This window comes from Candidatus Microbacterium colombiense (genome assembly GCA_029203165.1).
GTDB lineage: Bacteria > Actinomycetota > Actinomycetes > Actinomycetales > Microbacteriaceae > Microbacterium > Microbacterium colombiense.
The window spans coordinates 3,139,681-3,153,539 of the sequence record CP119308.1; the positions used below are offsets into that span (position 1 = coordinate 3,139,681).

General features: G+C 69.3%; 10 protein-coding genes and 3 pseudogenes. 5 read left to right on the forward strand and 8 right to left on the reverse strand.

The genetic code is table 11. The annotated features are described in order from the left end of the window. Positions 1–99 precede the first annotated feature (99 nt). Positions 100–1,608 (forward strand): PucR family transcriptional regulator, encoded by a 1,509-nt coding sequence (locus P0Y60_15315; protein ID WEK60652.1) that lies wholly within the window; start codon positions 100–102, stop codon positions 1,606–1,608. On the opposite strand, the gene P0Y60_15320 is transcribed toward P0Y60_15315, so the two are convergent. Further along, entirely contained in the window at positions 1,555–2,013 is a 459-nt protein-coding gene (locus tag P0Y60_15320) for a riboflavin kinase (GenBank protein WEK60653.1), read from the reverse strand. The genes P0Y60_15315 and P0Y60_15320 overlap by 54 nt on opposite strands. Then, complete coding sequence (locus P0Y60_15325) at positions 2,010–2,519, reverse strand: flavin reductase family protein (GenBank protein WEK60654.1); 510 nt, start codon at positions 2,517–2,519, stop codon at positions 2,010–2,012. The genes P0Y60_15320 and P0Y60_15325 overlap by 4 nt, the downstream gene beginning before the upstream one ends. Before the next feature lie 103 nt (positions 2,520–2,622). On the opposite strand from P0Y60_15325, the gene P0Y60_15330 reads away from it, so the two are divergent. Then, a complete protein-coding gene (locus P0Y60_15330; protein WEK60655.1) occupies positions 2,623–3,222 on the forward strand; it encodes a PadR family transcriptional regulator in 600 nt (199 codons plus the stop codon). 21 nt (positions 3,223–3,243) lie between these two features. Here the strand turns inward: P0Y60_15330 and P0Y60_15335 are convergent, their stop codons facing one another. The 6 genes and pseudogenes from P0Y60_15335 to P0Y60_15360 all read right to left on the reverse strand — a co-directional run bounded on the left by P0Y60_15335 (position 3,244) and on the right by P0Y60_15360 (position 9,984). Beyond that, positions 3,244–4,128 (reverse strand): ribokinase, encoded by an 885-nt coding sequence (locus tag P0Y60_15335; protein ID WEK60656.1) that lies wholly within the window; start codon positions 4,126–4,128, stop codon positions 3,244–3,246. Continuing rightward, the gene (locus P0Y60_15340) at positions 4,121–5,491 is read right to left on the reverse strand and encodes an NtaA/DmoA family FMN-dependent monooxygenase (GenBank protein ID WEK60657.1); all 1,371 of its coding nucleotides are present in this window, start codon (positions 5,489–5,491) and stop codon (positions 4,121–4,123) included. The genes P0Y60_15335 and P0Y60_15340 overlap by 8 nt, the downstream gene beginning before the upstream one ends. A gap of 105 nt (positions 5,492–5,596) precedes the next feature. Further along, positions 5,597–6,448, reverse strand: coding sequence for an ABC transporter permease (locus tag P0Y60_15345; protein ID WEK60658.1), 852 nt, complete (start codon positions 6,446–6,448; stop codon positions 5,597–5,599). Continuing rightward, positions 6,441–7,238: an ABC transporter ATP-binding protein gene (locus P0Y60_15350; GenBank protein WEK60659.1), complete on the reverse strand. Its 798-nt coding sequence runs from the start codon at positions 7,236–7,238 to the stop codon at positions 6,441–6,443. Before P0Y60_15350 ends, P0Y60_15345 begins: the two co-directional genes overlap by 8 nt. After that, positions 7,238–8,344 carry an ABC transporter substrate-binding protein gene (locus P0Y60_15355; GenBank protein WEK60660.1) on the reverse strand — a complete coding sequence of 369 codons (1,107 nt, stop codon included), beginning with the start codon at positions 8,342–8,344 and terminating at the stop codon, positions 7,238–7,240. The genes P0Y60_15350 and P0Y60_15355 overlap by 1 nt, the downstream gene beginning before the upstream one ends. Positions 8,345–8,571: 227 nt before the next feature. Continuing rightward, positions 8,572–9,984, reverse strand: a pseudogene (locus P0Y60_15360) (helix-turn-helix domain-containing protein). 179 nt (positions 9,985–10,163) lie between these two features. Here P0Y60_15360 and aceA point away from each other — a divergent pair. From aceA to P0Y60_15375, 3 genes and pseudogenes are all read left to right on the forward strand, one after another. Beyond that, a pseudogene (gene aceA, locus P0Y60_15365) lies at positions 10,164–11,497 on the forward strand (isocitrate lyase). A gap of 20 nt (positions 11,498–11,517) precedes the next feature. Then, positions 11,518–13,177, forward strand: a pseudogene (gene aceB / locus P0Y60_15370) (malate synthase A). Between the two features lie 101 nt (positions 13,178–13,278). Next, positions 13,279–13,713, forward strand: coding sequence for a hypothetical protein (locus P0Y60_15375; GenBank protein ID WEK60661.1), 435 nt, complete (start codon positions 13,279–13,281; stop codon positions 13,711–13,713). Positions 13,714–13,859: the final 146 nt, after the last annotated feature.

Sequence of the window (13,859 nt, forward strand, 5' to 3'; positions counted from 1 at the left end):
TTCGCGAGCGTACGGCGGACTGCAGGAGGGATGCATTCGCCAGGCTGTACAATCTGATCATCTGAATAGACGGACTGTATAAGTATCGAAGGAGCAGCGATGACGGCATCCGAACAGCCGACACTGCGCGCACTGCTCGCACGCCGCGACCTCGGCCTGCGCCTGGTGTCCGAGCCGTCGCTGTTGCCGGCCGATGCGCTCGACCGGCCGCTGCGCTGGGTGCACAGCTCCGACCTCGCTGATCCGACACCTTTCCTCGCGGAAGACCTCGTGCTCCTGACCACCGGCACGCAGTTCGACGAACCGGGAGCCGCCGCGATCTACGTCGAGCGCCTGATCGATCGCGGAGTGCTCGGACTCGGCTTCGGCACCGAGGTGCATCGCGCGGGAATCCCGGACGACCTGCTCGACGCCTGCGCCGAAGGCGGCATCCCCCTCTTCGAGGTGCCGTACCGCACCCCGTTCATCGCCGTCGCGCGTGCCCACTCCGAAGCGATCGCCGCGCAGGCCTATGCCCGCCGGTCCTGGGCTCTCGACACGCAGCGGGGGCTGGCGCTGGCCGCCCTGCGTCCGCGCGGCCTCGACGCGACGCTCGCCGAGCTCGGGCGCCGACTGGGCGTGTGGGCGGGGATGTTCGACGCCGCCGGAGCGCTGCTCCTCTCGCATCCTCGCGACGCCGTGTCGCCCGACGTGCTCGATGGGCTCGGCGAGCGCGTGATGGACATCCTCACCCGCGGCATGGAGGCAGGGCAGGCGCTGTCGATCGACGAGCACACCTTCATGCTGTTCACGATCGGACGCGGCGGACAGCTGCGCGGTGTCATCGCACTCGCCATCGACGCCCTCGATCAGGAGGCACGATCCGTCGTGACCTCGGTGATCGCGATGGCCGGACTCGCGATGGAGCAGAGCGAGCAGCTCGCCCGCAGCCGACGACGCCTGCATTCGCAGCTGCTGGACTCGCTGCTGAGCGACGACCCGACCCTGGCCCGGCGCGTGCTGGGCGGACTCCCCCAGGCCCCGGTCGTGGTGGCCGTGGCGGCGGATGCTCCGGCCGGGCCCCTGACCGACTGGTGGGAGCGGCAGCGGTCCGAGCACGGCACGACGTTCTTCCTCGCCGAGGCGGAGGACGGCATCACGATCTGCCTGTCGACCGCAGACGACGCACTGCTCGACGAGGTCGCCGCGCGCTTCGGCATCCGCATCGGCGTCTCGGATCCCGAGGGCTTCGACGCGTTCTCGCGCGCTCACGCCCAAGCGCTCACGGTGCTGCGGCAACAGCGGGGCGCAGGCGCCGAACGCTATGCCGACACGATCGGCTCGAGCATCCTCGCCGCGCTCGCGACCGATGAGGCGCGGCTCGTGGCGGAATCCCGCCTGGCGCCCCTACGCGAACACGACGCCCGTCTCGGCGCCGAGCTCGAGCAGACCCTGCGCGTGTGGCTCGAGCACGACGCACGAGCCGAGCAGGCCGCTGTGCTGCTGGGCGTGCACCGGCACACGCTCCGTTCGCGGGTCGCGCAGGCGGGCGCACTGCTGGGCATCGACCTCTCGTCATTCCCGGCGCGCGCCGAGCTCTGGGCCCTGCTGCAGACCGCCCGGGACTGAGCGATCCGCGGACGCCCGGTCACCCAGCAGCGCACGGCAGCGCGCGACGTCGTCGGCCGTCTGGGCGATCAACGCCTCGACGCCCTCGAACCGCAGCGTGGGGCGGAGTCGCGCGACCAGCTCGACCAGGAGCCGGCGTCCGTACAGGTCCGCCTCGACATCATGCAGGTGCACCTCCACGCGGCGGTCACGGTCGCCGTCGAACGTCGGATTGGCACCCACGCTCACGCTCGCAGGCCACAGGTGCGGATCACCGTCGATCCGCACCCGGGCGGCATAGATCCCGTCGACGGGCATGTCGCCGCCGTCGAGAGCGAGGTTCGCCGTCGCGAAGCCGAGTTCGCGGCCCCGCCCGTCGCCCGGGACCACGGTTCCCGCGATCACCCCGAGCGGGTGTGCGGTCATTCGACGACGGATGCCGCGATCGACCGATAGCGACTCTGCTGGAACACCAGCGGCTCGACGTCGTCGAACACGGTGATGTCGGCGATCTCGTAGAGCGCGACCTCGTGGTCGCCACCGTCGAAGGTGCTGTGCAGACGACAGGTCAGCCAGAGCGCCGCATCCTGCACCAGCACGGCACCCTGCTCGCTGCGGTGCCAGCCATGGGTGCCGAAGCGGTCGTCCTCGCGGGAGGAGAGCAGCCGGCTGAGCGGTTCGTGGTGCGCCGCGAGCACGCTCATGCCCAGTTCGGGCACGGCACGCAGCACGGGCCAGGTCTTCGAGGTGCGCGCCGCACTGATGGCGACGAGGGCGGGCTCGAGCGAGATCGAGGTGAAAGAGTTCACGGCCATCCCCACGGCACGTCCGTCGACCTCGGCAGCGAGGGCGACGACGCCGGTCGGATACACCGAGAAGGCACGGCGGAGGGCGCGGTCCCTGGGCAGGACCTCGGTCGCGGCAGTCGTCATTTCGGCTTCCTTTCGTTAGTCAACTTTGACTAGTTTTGATCATAAGCAATTTTGACCATGCAAACAACCGTGAACTCTCGACCCAGCCGTTAGCATGAGGATCATGTCGACCACCCGCCTCGTCGTCCTCGGCGCCGTGAAGCAGTTCCAGCCGGTCCACGGCTACTTCCTCCGCCGCGAGCTGATGACCTGGCACGTCGATGAGTGGGCGCACATCCAGCCGGGGTCCATCTACAACGCCCTCCGCGCGCTCGAGGTCGACGGCTACATCGCCGAGAGCGGCACCGAGACCGAGGGCAAGCGCCCCGCCCGCACGACCTACAGCATCACCCCGGCCGGCGAGGTGGAACTCCAGCGGATGCTGCGCGAGAACCTCTGGAACGTGGCCGCCTTCGACACCCAGGCGATCATGACCGTCGCCTCGTTCATGTTCGTGCTGAGCCGGCAGGAGGTGATCGCCGGACTCGAGCACCGCCTGATCAAGAGCGACGCGATCATCACGCAGAACGGCTTCGACGTGCAGGACACCCTGCGATCGGAGACCACGCCGAAGTACGTCCGCGAGATCTTCGACCTCTCCACCGCGCGCCTCACCGCCGAGAAGCAGTGGCTGCTCGACCTGCTGGGTCGCCTGCGCGAGGGCGAGTACGTGTTCGCCGGCGAGACGGTGGCGGAGCGCCCGACCCAGACCCCCTCGGCTTAGCAGAGCGACCCGGCTGACGCGTCAGCGCGTCGCGACGAGTGCCTCGATCGCCGCAGGGCTCAGCGCCGCGGTGTTGGCTCCGCGATGCTGCGCCACGATCGCCCCGGCCGCGCAGGCTCGCGTGAGCGCGGAGCTGAGGGGATCCCCTGCGGCGAGCGCCGCCGCGAGGGCACCGCAGAACGCATCGCCCGCTCCGGTCGTGTCGACCGGGGCGATGCGGAACGCGGAGACGTGCAGCGGATTCGTGCCGATGCGGTGCAGGATCACTCCCCCGGCTCCGCGGGTCAGGACGATGGTCGAGGCGCCGGATGACTGCAGGTGCGCGATGCCGCCCAACTCGGCGCATTCGGTCTCGTTCACGATCAGCATGTCGACATCGGGCAGCAGGTCGATCGCCGCGGTGGTCGCCGGGGCCGCGTTCAGCAGCGTGAGCGCGCCGCCCTCCTTCGCCGCGCGCAGCGCCGCCGCGACGCTGGGCACAGGCACCTCCAGCTGGGCGAGCACCACGGCCGCTCCCGCCACTCCGGCGACGGTATCCCGCTCGCCGAGCTCGGCATTGGCCCCGGCGGCGACGATGATGCTGTTGTCGCCGCCGTCGAGCGCGAGCACGTGCGCGACACCGGTCGGCACTGACGGTGCACGCCGCAGCTCGCCGATGACGCCGGCATCCATCAGCGTCTGCTGCAGAAGGATGCCGGCTTCGTCCTGCCCGACCACGGCGCAGAAACGGGTCGACGCGCCGCTGCGCGCGGCGGCGACGGCCTGGTTCAGGCCCTTGCCGCCGGGGAAACGTCCACCCGCACGGCCCAGGAGGGTCTCGCCGACGTGGGGAGGACGCGCCACCTCGACCACGAGGTCGAGGTTCGCGCTCCCCACGACGGCGACGCCGGTGAGGGTGTCAGACACGCGACATCGTCGGGCGATACCGGGACCCGGTGTGCGAGTCGGCGAGTGCCGGACTCGGCGTTCCCATCAGCCGCTCGCGCAGGCTCTGCGGCTCGGCGGGCTGCTCGGCGATCGCGCCGCGCTGCTTCAGGATCGGCAGCACGTGTTCGATGAAGTCGACCGTGGATGCCGGCGGGATGACGGGGGCGAACAGGAAGCCGTCGAGGTCGGCGCCGTCGGCGAGCTCGATCATCCGGTCCGCCACCTGCTCGGGGGTGCCGACGATCGGCCGGGCGCCGACGCCGTGCGCGTGCCAGTCGCCGAGCACGTCGCCGACCGTCTTGTCCGCGAAACGCGCGACCTGGGTCTGCGACAACTCGGTGCTCAGCTCCGACATCGGTGTGCTCGGTGCATACGCCGAGAGATCGAGACCCGTGAACCACGCGTAGGAAGCGACCGTGACGTCGGGGTTCTGAGCGTCGGCGACCTCGGCGTACTTGCGTTGCGCCTCCTCCTGGGTGCTGCCCACGATCGCCGCGAACGCCGACATGATCTTGACGTCATCCGCGGCGCGGCCGTTCTTCACGGCTTCCTCACGGATCGCGGTCGAATGCGCGCGCAGCTGCTCGACCGAGCCGCTGCCGACGAAGATGGCCTCGCCGTGCTTGCCGCCGAACTCGCGGCCCGCCGGTGACGCTCCGGCCTGGAACAGCACAGGCGTACCCTGCGGAGAGCGCGAGGTGTTGCCGTAGCCGTGCGAGCGGAAGTACGGGCCGTCGTGGGCGATGCGGTGCACCTTGGACGGGTCGGCGAAGCGCCCGGACTTGTCGCGCTCGAGAGCACCTTCCTCCCAGGCCTGCTCCCAGAGCTTGTACACGACCTGCATGAAGTCGTCGGCCATGAGGTAGCGCTCGTCGTGTCCGACCATGGGGACACCGAAGCCCTGCACCGCGGTGTCGGCGGTGCCCGTCGTCACGACGTTCCAGCCGATGCGTCCGCCGGAGAGGATGTCGAGGGTCGCCATCCGTCGCGCGAACGCGTAGGGCGGCTCGAGCAGGGTGGACCCGGTGGCGACGAGGCCCAGGCGGCTGGTCTCGGGGATGAGAGCGCCGAGGATGATCGCGGGGTCGAGGCGCGGCAGGTCGAGGCCCTCGACCGAGCAGATGTCGGGCCGCTCGCCGGCCACGTCGGCCCAGCCCCAGGCATCCGCGAGGAAGAGGAAGTCGAATCCGGCATCCTCCACCATGCGTGCGGTGTCGCGCCAGTACTCGAGCTTGTCGAAGAGGTAGCGCCCGTTGTCGGGGTGACGCCAGGTCGCGGTGCCGGAGTCGTTCGCCTGGGCGTTCTCGAAGAGGCCGAGACGCAGCTGCTTCTGATCGGTCATGTGCGATGCCTTCCTTGTGGATGGATGTTGTCGTTCGGGCGTGTCTGGGCACGCCGGAGGAACCCCGGGGCGGGCGGGGGCCCGCCCCGGGAGTGGGATGCCGCGTCAGCCCTTGGCCGTGACCTCGCCGTCGCTCCACCACAGCACGCGCTTGCGCACGACCGCGAGGAGGATGATCAGGAGCACGCCGAGCAGGCAGAGCAGGGCGATGCTGGCCCAGGTGACCGGGAGGTTGGCCTGTGCGGCCGACGTCGTGACGAGCGAGCCGAGGCCCGCCTGCTGACCGGCGGCCACGAACTCCGCGACCGCGGCTCCGACGACGGCGAGCGGCAGGGCGATGCGGAGACCGGCGAAGACGTACGGCATGCTGCCGGGGAAGCGCAGCTCGCGGAAGATCTCCCACCGCGAGGCGTGCAGCGTCTTGAACACGTCGAGGGCGCGCTGATCGACATCGCGGAGTCCCGCCAGCGAGTTCACGAGCATCGGGAAGAACACCACGAGCCCGGTGACGATGAACTTCGGCACCATGCCGAATCCGAACGCGACGACCAGAGCAGGGGCGATGGCGACGATGGGGGTCACCATCACGATGATGACCAGCGGCATCACCGCGCGCTCGATGATCTGGAACTCCGCCATCACCACAGCCAGCGCGAATCCGGCCAGGATGCCGGCGGCCGCACCCACGACGACCTCGAGCAGCGTCACGAGGAAGTTCGACCAGTACATGCCGGCGTCGTCGACGAGGCTGCCGCCGATCGCCTCCAGCGTCGGGAGCACGTACGGGTTCGTCCACGCCACGACCTGCCACAGCGTCGCCGCGATCACGAAGGTGATCAGCGTCGGCACCCAGGAGCCCCAGCGCAGCCACGGCGGGATGCCGCCGCGTCGTGCACCGGCGCTCAGCCGCGCGGTGGCGAGGGTCGCGGTGGTGTCTCTCATCGTCATCTCAGACATGGGCCTTCTCCGTCTGCGCGCGCAGGGTGGTGCGCACGACCGCCTCCAACTCACGGAACTCGTCCGTCGCGTACGCCTCTTCGGTGCGCGGCCGGGGCAGGTTCACATCGATCACGGCGGCGATCCGCCCGGGGTGCGCGGCCATCACGACGATGCGGTCGGAGAGCATGATGGCCTCCGGCACCGAGTGCGTGACGAACATGACCGCCTTGCGGTTCGACTGCCAGAACTCCAGCAGCGCGATCCGCTGCAGGTCACGGTTCATCTCGTCGAGGGCGGAGAACGGCTCGTCCATCAGCATGATGGCCGGGTCGAACACGAACGCGCGGGCGATCGCGGCACGCTGCTGCATGCCGCCGGACAGCTGTCCGGGATACTTCTTCATCGCCTGGCCGAGCCCGAAGGTCGAGAGCAACTCCTGGGGGTCGCGCAGGGCGCGGCCCCCGTTCGCCCCGCGGTTGATGCGCACGGGCAGCTCGACGTTCTCCTGCACGGTCTTCCACGGCAGGAGGGCGGGAGACTGCGGCACGAGACCGATCTTCTTGTCACGGGATGCCGCGGCCACGCTCTCGCCGTCGATGGTCACGCTGCCGGAATCGGCGTCGAGGAGACCCGCGACGACCTTCAGGAGCGTCGACTTGCCGCATCCGCTCGGACCGATCACCGACACGAACTCGCCCATGCCGATCGTCAGGCTCACATCGTCGAGAACCGTGACCTTGGCACCGTCGACGCCGAACGCCTTCGAGACTCCGCGGACCTCGACGCCCGCGCCCTGTGCGACCGACATCACTTCGCCGGCCAGATGAGGGCGTCGCCGTCGTAGAGGTCGGCGACGAGGTCGGCATCCATCATGTCGGTGATCGCGGGAAGGTCCTTCACGCCGCCGTACTTCTTCACGAGGGCGAACTCGGGCTCCCACATCTCGGCGGTCTGCACTCCGGGGTTGCCGCCCGCGCTGTCACGGACCCAGGCCGACTCGACCTCCCACGTGCGTGCGAGCTGGTCGCGCGGGAAGGCCGCGCCCTGGTTGTTGTCCTCGGCCAGTTTCGCGAGCTTGTCGATGCAGGCGTCGGACTCGTCGAGGCAGTACTGCAGCGCCTTCAGGCTCGCACGCATGAAGTCGGCGGCGACCTCGCGGTGCTCATCGAGGAAGCGGGAGTTGACCTCCATCACGTTGTACGTGCCCTCCACACCGAGGTCGGAGGGGAGGAACTCGCTGAACGGCAGATCCTGCGCCTTGAGCGACTGCGGCTGGTTGGAGGCGTAGCCGACGATCGCGTCGACCTGCCCCCGCACGACCACGGTCGGGTCGTAGTTCGTCATCTTCACCATCTCGACCTTCGAGACGTCGACGCCGGCCTCATCGAGCATGGCCGACGCGATCGGGGTCAGGTTGATGAAGTAGCCGAGCGATCCACCCTCGAGGTCCTTCAGGCTCTTCAGCTTCTCGTTGCCGAAGATCGAGAACGGCGGGGTGGTGCCGTAGGTGGCGACCGCGGTGAGGTTCTTGCTGTTCGCCGCGGCGAGCATGACGTCGGATGCCGAGCCCAGCGCCGTGAACTGCGCCTGGCCGGATGCCACGAGCTGCTGCCCGTTCGCGCCGGAGGCGTTGATCTCGACGTCGAGGCACAGCTCGTCGAAGTAGCCCAGTTCTTCCGCGAGGAAGACGTCGAGCTGTCCGGCGCTGGCTGAGTAGCCGTAGCCGGAGATGTACGTGATGGTGCCGGCATCCTGATTCCGCTGGCAGGTGTCGGTGTCGACAGCTGCGTCGGTGGGGGCGGTATCGCCGCCTGCTGGCTGCGAGGAGCATGCTCCCAGCGTCAGCGTGGCGGCGAGAACGCACGTCAGGGTGGCAGCGGTACGGAATCGGGTTTCCGCAGTGAAAGTAGCCATGGGGGTCCCTTCTCGGCCGTTCGTCGTTGATGGCTCGTTGAAAGTAACATAGTCAAGATTGACTAAGCAACAACAAACTACTTTTTGACGATGCGATCGGGTCGCCTCCGGCCTCCGCCCCCGTCCCTCAACACAGATGCACGACGCCGACACGGATGCACGACTCATCGCCCCCGACGGTCGCGCAGCTGTACCGGGGTCGTGCATCTGTACCGGGGAGGGGCGGCTCAGCGCGGGGCGTGCGCCTCCAGGAACTCGTACACGTCGGTCGTGTCCACCCCGGGGAACGACCCCGTCGGCAGCGTCGCGAGCAGCGTGCGCGGAGTCTTCACGTTCGGCCAGGAGTGCTCACGCCAGCGCTCCTCCAGCTCAGCCGGCGCGCGTCGGCAGCACACCTCGACCGAGTGCTTGCGAGACGCCGCGGTTCGCGGTGTCCCGACCGACGAACCACTTCGTGTCGTCGAAGCGCACGCCCACGCTCAGCGAGTGCAGCCCCTCGCTCGATGCCTCGACGCGCGCCGTGCACCAGTACGTCCCGTTGCCGGTGTCGGTGTACTGGTAGTACGGGTTGAACCGGTCGTCTTCGTCGAACACGACGCGGCTCGTCCACCGGCGGCAGCACATCTGCCCCTCGATCGCGCCGAGCCGATCGGCGGGGAAGTTCACGTCGTCGTTCTCGTAGGCCTTCGTGATCGTGCCCGACTCATGCACCTTGAGGAAGTGCACCGGGATGTCGAGGTGTCTCGTCGCGAGGTTCGTGAAGCGGTGCGCCGCGGTCTCGTACGACACCGAATAGGCGTCGCGCAGGTCCTCGATCGAGATCGCCCGACGCGCCTTCGCCTCGGCGAGCGCCGGCACCACGTGCCCCTCCGGGATCAGCAGGGCCCCGGTGAGGTAGTTCGTCTCCACGCGCTGGCGCAGGAACTCGGCATAGCTGCGCGGCTCGGAATGCCCCAGGATGCGACTCGACAGCGCCTGCAGCACCGCGGTGCGCGCATCGCCCTTCGCCTGCACCTGACTCGAGCAGATACAGCCGCCCGTTGGCCAGATCGGCGACGCTGCGGGTGGTCTGCGGCAGGTCAGGCGCGTAGTGCAGCGTGAACCCGAGGTAGGCGGCGATCTCGGATGCCGCGCGCTGGGTGAGCGGTCCACCGGAGTGCCCGACCGCCGTGAGGATCTCCGACGCCTTGGTCTCGAGATCGGCGAAGTGGTTGTCCTGGCGCCGCATCAGGTGCGCGGAGCTCCACGTTGGCGCGCCGCGCCTCCTCCGGCGTCGCCGCGCGTTCGTCCTTGCAGCCGGTCGATCTCCTCTGCAGGGCGAGCAGCGCCTTCAGCGCATCCGTCGGCAGACTCTTCGCGATGCGGAACGGCTCGATGCCCAGCGCCTGGAAGGTCTGCCCCTTCATCGCCCGCTCGAGCGCGATCTCGATCGCACTGCGCTCGTCGAGGGGTTCGCCGGCGAGCAGCGCATCGATCGTCACCCCCAGCGCACGCGCGATGGCCTGCAGCTGCGTGAGCTTCGGCTCGCGCTTGCCCGTCTCGATCATCGACATCTGGCTGGGCGCTCGCTCGACCGCCGCGGCGAGTTCGTCCAGCGTCATGCCCTGTGCGGTGCGCAGCTGGCGGATGCGGCGGCCGATCGTGAGGGAGTCGGCGTCTTCTGTCGACGATCGGGGGTGCTCATGGCCGTGATTCTGTCACAGAAACAGAAATTTCGCACGAACTTCTCCCCGAGATCGGTCGTTCGGATGCCGGAACTTCACACACAGTGGAACCACGCCACTCCGGCACCGCCGCCGGATCCGACCGAGGAGACACCATGACGAACACCGCTCACACCCCGACGCCCCGCCCGGCCGGCCTGCGTGCCGGCGACCAGGTTCAGACCGCCGCGGAGCTCCGCGAGATCTGGGACACCGACCCCCGGTGGGACGGCGTCGAGCGCACCTACACCGCGGAGGACGTCATCCGCATCCGCGGCTCGGTCCGCGAGGAGTCCACGCTCGCCCACCGCGGCGCCGAGAACCTCTGGAACCTGCTGCACACCGAGGACTACGTCCGTGCGCTCGGCGCCTACACCGGAGGCCAGGCCGTGCAGCAGGTGCGGGCCGGACTCAAGGCGATCTACCTCTCCGGCTGGCAGGTCGCCGCCGACGGCAACCTCGCCGGTCAGACCTACCCCGACCAGTCGCTGTACCCCGCGAACTCGGTGCCCGCCGTCGTGCGCCGCATCAACAACGCGCTGCTCCGCCAGGACCAGCTCGAGCAGCGTCCGACGGCACGGGCGAGATCACCCAGGACTGGCTCGCCCCGATCGTGGCGGATGCCGAGGCCGGCTTCGGCGGACCGCTGAACGCCTACGAGCTCGCGCAGTCGCTCATCCAGTCCGGAGCCGCCGGCATCCACTGGGAGGACCAGCTCGCAAGCGAGAAGAAGTGCGGCCACCTGGGCGGCAAGGTGCTCGTGCCCACGCAGCAGCACATCCGCACCTTGAACGCGGCCCGTCTCGCGGCCGACGTCGCGGGAGTGCCGACCGTCATCATCGCCCGCACCGACGCACTGGCCGCCGACCTGCTCACCAGCGACGTCGACGAGCGCGATCAGCAGTTCACCACCGGCGAGCGCACGACCGAGGGCTTCTACCGCATCCGTCCGGGTCTCGAGTCGGTCATCAGCCGCGGTCTCGCCTTCGCCCCCTATGCCGACCTGCTCTGGGTCGAGACGGGAGAGCCCGACATCGAGCTCGCCCGCTCATTCGCCGCAGCCATCCACGCGCAGTTCCCCGGCAAACTCCTGGCCTACAACTGCTCGCCGAGCTTCAACTGGAAGAAGCACCTGTCGGACGCCGAGATCGCGACGTTCCAGCAGGACCTGGCCGACCTCGGCTACAAGTTCCAGTTCATCACCCTGGCCGGGTTCCATGCCCTGAACCACTCGATGTTCGACCTCGCCCGCGGCTACGCCGAACGCGCCATGAGCGCCTACGTCGAGCTGCAGGAAGCCGAGTTCGCCGCCGAAGCCGACGGCTACACCGCCACCAAGCACCAGCGCGAGGCGGGCACCGGCTACTTCGACGTCATCTCCACCGCGCTCAACCCCGACAGCGCGACCCTCGCCCTCGCCGGCTCCACCGAAGCCGCGCAGTTCCACTGACTTCCGAAGGACTCACGATCATGACCACTCCCACCGCTCCCCCGACCACGGCTCCGATCCAGACGACCCAGCAGGGTCCGGCGATCGAGGTCGCAGGCCCCCAGCGCGACCGCTACGACGAGATCCTCACGCCGGCAGGCGATCGCCTTCCTCACCGAGCTGCACCACCGTTTCGCCGCCCGCCGCCACGACCGGCTCGCCGACCGCATGCGCCGTCGCTTCGAGATCGGCAACGGACACGACCCGCGGTTCCGCGACGACACCGCGCACATCCGCCAGGACACCGACTGGCGCGTCGCGGGTGCCGGTCCCGGCCTCGAGGACCGCCGCGTCGAGATCACCGGCCCGACCGACCCGAAGATGACGATCAACGCGCTGAACTCGGGCGCGCGCGTCTGGCTCGCCGACCAGGAGGATGCCACGAGCCCCACCTGGAAGAACGTGATCGAGGGCCAGCTCTCACTGCGCGACGCGATCCGCGGGCGAGCTGAGCTTCACGAACGCCGAGGGCAAGGAGTACCGCGTCGACCGCGGAGCGCACGCCCACGATCGTGATGCGTCCGCGCGGCTGGCACCTGCCCGAGAAGCACGTCGCCTTCATCGACCGCGCCGGTCGCCGCACGTCGGCATCCGGTTCACTGGTCGACTTCGGTCTCTACTTCCTCCACAACGCGCAGGCGCTGATCGACGACGGCCGTGGTCCGTACTTCTACATCGCGAAGATCGAGTCGAGCGAAGAGGCGAAGCTCTGGGACGACGTCTTCTCCTTCAGCGAGGAGTACATCGGCATCCCGCACGGCACGATCCGCGCGACCGTGCTGATCGAGACGCTTCCCGCCGCGTTCGAGATGGACGAGATCCTCTACGAGCTGCGCGACCACTGCGCCGGTCTGAACGCCGGCCGCTGGGACTACATCTTCTCGATCATCAAGAACTACCGCGGCCGCGGCGCACGCTTCGTGCTCCCCGACCGCAGCGAGGTCACGATGACGGTGCCGTTCATGCGGGCGTACACCGAGCTGCTGGTGCAGACCTGCCACAAGCGGGGCGCCTACGCGATCGGCGGCATGAGCGCTTCGATCCCGAACCGCCGCGACCCCGAGGCGACGGCCCGTGCGATCGAGAAGGTCGCAGCCGACAAGAAGCGCGAGGCCGGGCGACGGCTTCGACGGCACCTGGGTGGCGCACCCCGACCTCATCCCCACCGCTCAGGCCGAGTTCGACGTCGTGCTGGGCGACCGCCCGAACCAGGTCGACCGCCGACGCGATGACGTGCATGTGGAGGCCCGCGATCTGCTCGACCTGCACATCGGTCGTCCGATCACCGCCCAGGGAGTGCGCGACAACGTGTCGGTCGCGATCCGCTACCTCGAGGCTTGGCTGCGGGGTCTCGGCGCGGTGGCGATCGACAACCTGATGGAGGATGCCGCGACGGCGGAGATCAGCCGCTCGCAGGTGTGGCAGTGGATCCACCAGGACCGGAGCACGCAGGACGGCACGGCGATCACGGTCGAGTACGTCGAGTCCCTCATCGGACAGGTGCTCGCCCAGGCCACGCGCAGCGCCGGTGACCGGTTCGACGATGCGGCCGACATCTTCCGTGAGGTCGCCCTGCAGGAGGAGTTCCCCGCGTTCCTCACCCTGGGCGCGTACGCGAAGCACCTCGTCGACGAGAACTGATCTGCTGTTCCCGAGCGCCCCGGCTGTCTCTGACAGCCGGGGCGCTCGCCCGTGTCCTCGGGTGCGGAGCCGCCGCCCCGCAGCGGGCGTAACCTGAAGGCATGACCGACGTCTGGAACGGCATCGCCGAGGAGTTCCTGCACCTCTACCCCCGAGGAACCCGCACGCTCGCGGTGGCGGGATCGGATGCCGAGCGCTCGCGATTCGCGGCCGACGAGCTCGCGGCCGCGCTGTCGACACTGGGGCACGGGGTGGAACGCGCGCACGTCGCGGACGTCGATGCGACGACCCTGCGCACCGACACGGTCGCCCCCTTCCGCGCGCAGGCCGAGGGGGATCGCGTCCTGATCGTGTCGGGTCCAGCGGCCCTTCTCGCCGAGAACGCGCGGGGTGTGTGGAACTTCACGCTGTGGCAACTCGCGGGCGACGAGCCTCCGCACAGCGTGGCCTCCGCCCTGGTCGACCTGACGGATCCGGCGCATCCCACCCGTCGGACAGCCGACTACTGCGCCCTGCCCGCCGCGTACGGCGCCTGACCCCCGCTCCCCGAGCTTCCGAGCCGGCGACACACCGCGCTCGGAAGTCGTGACGGGGAACCCTCTGGGGGGAGCCGCGGCTCCGGAGGAACATACCGTCATCGCCCGACTGGGAACGGGCAGCTTCAGGCTAGAGACCCGGTCGC

Coding starts and splice junctions, on each gene's coding strand:
- P0Y60_15315 (WEK60652.1), top strand. CDS start 100: ATGACGGCATCCGAACAGCCGACACTGCGCGCACTGCTCGCACGCCGC.
- P0Y60_15320 (WEK60653.1), bottom strand. CDS start 2,013: ATGACCGCACACCCGCTCGGGGTGATCGCGGGAACCGTGGTCCCGGGC.
- P0Y60_15325 (WEK60654.1), bottom strand. CDS start 2,519: ATGACGACTGCCGCGACCGAGGTCCTGCCCAGGGACCGCGCCCTCCGC.
- P0Y60_15330 (WEK60655.1), top strand. CDS start 2,623: ATGTCGACCACCCGCCTCGTCGTCCTCGGCGCCGTGAAGCAGTTCCAG.
- P0Y60_15340 (WEK60657.1), bottom strand. CDS start 5,491: ATGACCGATCAGAAGCAGCTGCGTCTCGGCCTCTTCGAGAACGCCCAG.
- P0Y60_15345 (WEK60658.1), bottom strand. CDS start 6,448: ATGTCTGAGATGACGATGAGAGACACCACCGCGACCCTCGCCACCGCG.
- P0Y60_15350 (WEK60659.1), bottom strand. CDS start 7,238: ATGTCGGTCGCACAGGGCGCGGGCGTCGAGGTCCGCGGAGTCTCGAAG.
- P0Y60_15355 (WEK60660.1), bottom strand. CDS start 8,344: ATGGCTACTTTCACTGCGGAAACCCGATTCCGTACCGCTGCCACCCTG.
- P0Y60_15375 (WEK60661.1), top strand. CDS start 13,279: ATGACCGACGTCTGGAACGGCATCGCCGAGGAGTTCCTGCACCTCTAC.